A 2,722-nucleotide genomic window follows, 5' to 3' on the forward strand; every position below is an offset into this window, starting at 1 on the left:
CCGAAGACATCCCGGACAAGCACAGCGACCAAATCGCTGAGCCACTGCATTTTTAATAACTGATCATTTAACCATTGAAAAATTCCCATGATGAACTGCACCTTCTATTTTGTATTTTTCCACATAATATATTGATGTTTATCTATGTGTTAGTATACGCCCACACATAGATGAATGTCAATGTGTTGTTTTTGGGTAGTGAAAGGCTTCAAAAAAGCTGCGATAATACAGGAGCAGAACCCCGGTTTTCGCAGCTTATTCATTCAAGGATAGGCTTTTCTTTTTTTGTCACTTTTGCAGGAGCTCTGCAATGTGTTTGGGCGTCAGAATCCGCCCATAAGAGACGACCTTTTCATTGATGACCAGCCCCGGAGTCTGCATGATACCGTACTTTGCGATTTCTTTTGGGTCCTCCACTTTGGTTATGGTTGCTTCCATGCCGATTTTTTTCAGTGCTGCATTTGCATTGGCCTGCAGTTTCTCGCAGTTGCGGCAGCCCGGTCCCAAAATTTTTATTTCCATTTCCATCCCCTGCTTTCTCGTGCTATACAGTGGTGCTTTGCTTTGCCATAGTCTGGAAAAAGTCCTTCAATTCATCCAATTTTTCATGATTCACGGAATATTTGACCCAAATGCCGTCTTTTCTGCTGTCCACCAAACCGCAGTCCTTCATCATCTTCATGTGATAGGACAAAGTCGGTTGGGTGATCGAAAACTGATCCAACAACGCACAGGCGCACATTTCGCCTTCCGACAATAAATCCATGATTTCCAATCTGGTTTCGTCCGACAACACTTTCAGACATTTTGCGTAGGTTTTATATTCAATCGCCATATTCATTTCCTCTTTTCCTGATGTGTTTTGAGGCACCCTAGCCCGTTCTGTCACCCTTAACGCCTTCACATAGACATCTATCTATATGAAGTATATACCCTCGCAATTATTAATGCAATTTCCATCTTTTACAGGTTTGAACTACTCCCACCTACGCTTATGCTTAGAGGTGGGAGATTCCTAAAAACTCCGACCTATCGGTCAGATTCTCGTTAGGCTAACCCCGTGGTCCCCACGGTTCTGGAAGCTAAAATACGCATGGCTTCCTGCTTCAAGTTTATGCTTGCGTTGAAATCCCGGTCGTGATGGCTCCCGCATTCGGGGCAAGTCCATTTACGCACATGGAGACTCTTCACGTCTTTGTTTTGGTAGCCGCAACAGGAACATAGCTGGCTGGAAGCGAAGTTTTTTGCTGCAACAACGACTTCTTTCCCATACCAATTCGCTTTATACTCCAGCATTGTGCGGAATTGCGCCCAGCTGACTTCGCTGATGGCTTTCGAAAGTTTTCGGTTCTTGACCATGTTGGATACCTGCAAATCCTCAATCCCGATCACATCGTGGTTTTTGATGATGTCGGTGGAGATTTTATGCAGGTAATCGTTCCGTTTATTAGTGATATCCTCGTGGATACAGGCGACCTTGCGTTTCTGCTTCTGGTAGTTCTTCGCCTCGACCAGCTTCTTGCCGTCCTTGCGGGCTTGCTCCATGCGGCGGGACAGTATTCTCTGCTCCTTCACCAATTTCTTTTCCAGTGTTCGGAAAAACTTCGGATTTTCGAAGACGGTTTTATCCTCATCCGATAGGATGGCAAAGTCTTTCAATCCGACATCCACGCCAACGGTAGTGTTTGTTTTGGGAGTGGGGTGGGTTTCGACTTCGCACAAGATGGACACGAAATATTTTCCGGACGGATTGCGCCGAATGGTGGCGTTCAGGATACGCCCTTCGGGTTCCCGGCTCTTGGCGAATGTGACCAGCCCCAATTTAGGGAGTTTCAACTTGTTCCCGACAATCGCGATATTTCCGTTCGTATGCTTGGTCGTGTACGACTGAACCGGATTCTTTTTGCTCTTGTAGTGGGGGTGGCTGTTCTGTTTCTTGAAGAAGCGGTCGTAGCTGTCCGATAGATTCCGCAAGGAAGATTGGAGGGCGGTACTGTCGACCTCTTTCAGCCAGAGTGTCCCCTCTTCTTTTTTCAGCAACGTCAACTTGGCGGAACAAGCATTGTAGTTCAGTCCTTTTCCTGTTTCCTTATAGCTTTTGTTCCATTCGGACAGGAAGCGGTTGAACACGAAACGGGAACAGCCGATGGTCTTGGCAATCAGGATTTGTTGTTCCTGATTGGGGTAGATCCGAAATTTGTAGGCTTTGTGGATCATCATTGTCAGTCACCTCCTTCTGCCACCTATTATACACGAACATTTGTTCTCGGTCGAACGGGAGGGCCCTCTTCAACAACAAGATTTTTCGAAAAGAATAGGCTGACGCCTACCGACATTCATCTCCCGCCTACGCCCTGACCACGTCTTGAGGCGGGATTCTTCTGCCGGAAAAAGATAAAAATGAAAAAATAATGAAAAAAGTTTGACCGATTCTTATCCTCTTGTTATTATATATATAAATTTCAAAATAAATTCACATTGAAAAGATAAGTACGGATGGACGAAATGCACAGAGAACCTCGGTAGTTGAGAAGAGGACAGGGATGCTATCCGGAAAATGGTCTTCGAGTGAGTGGACGGCGAACGCTCTTTTTAGAACCTTAGCCCTCCACGGGAATGCCCGTTACAGCATCACAGTATCCCGGAACAGCGATTTGTTGCGGCGTACTGGTTAAGGGGAAAATCGAGAGGTTTTTCTGAACCAAGGTGGTAACACGATGAA

The 2,722-nt window shown here is 45.8% G+C and carries 3 protein-coding genes; all 3 read right to left on the reverse strand.

What is annotated here, in order from left to right:
• Positions 1-288 precede the first annotated feature (288 nt).
• Complete coding sequence (locus WBV27_RS11600; RefSeq protein WP_424202230.1) at positions 289-522, reverse strand: thioredoxin family protein; 234 nt, start codon at positions 520-522, stop codon at positions 289-291.
• A 22-nt stretch (positions 523-544) separates the two neighbouring features.
• Positions 545-835 carry an ArsR/SmtB family transcription factor gene (locus tag WBV27_RS11605; RefSeq protein ID WP_424202232.1) on the reverse strand — a complete coding sequence of 97 codons (291 nt, stop codon included), beginning with the start codon at positions 833-835 and terminating at the stop codon, positions 545-547.
• A gap of 212 nt (positions 836-1,047) precedes the next feature.
• The gene (gene tnpB, locus WBV27_RS11610) at positions 1,048-2,220 is read right to left on the reverse strand and encodes an IS200/IS605 family element RNA-guided endonuclease TnpB (RefSeq protein ID WP_424202234.1); all 1,173 of its coding nucleotides are present in this window, start codon (positions 2,218-2,220) and stop codon (positions 1,048-1,050) included.
• Positions 2,221-2,722: the final 502 nt, after the last annotated feature.

The sequence above is a fragment of the Trichococcus sp. genome, from assembly GCF_049589555.1.
Taxonomy (GTDB): domain Bacteria; phylum Bacillota; class Bacilli; order Lactobacillales; family Aerococcaceae; genus Trichococcus.

Coding starts and splice junctions, on each gene's coding strand:
- tnpB (WP_424202234.1), bottom strand. CDS start 2,220: ATGATGATCCACAAAGCCTACAAATTTCGGATCTACCCCAATCAGGAA.
- WBV27_RS11600 (WP_424202230.1), bottom strand. CDS start 522: ATGGAAATAAAAATTTTGGGACCGGGCTGCCGCAACTGCGAGAAACTG.
- WBV27_RS11605 (WP_424202232.1), bottom strand. CDS start 835: ATGGCGATTGAATATAAAACCTACGCAAAATGTCTGAAAGTGTTGTCG.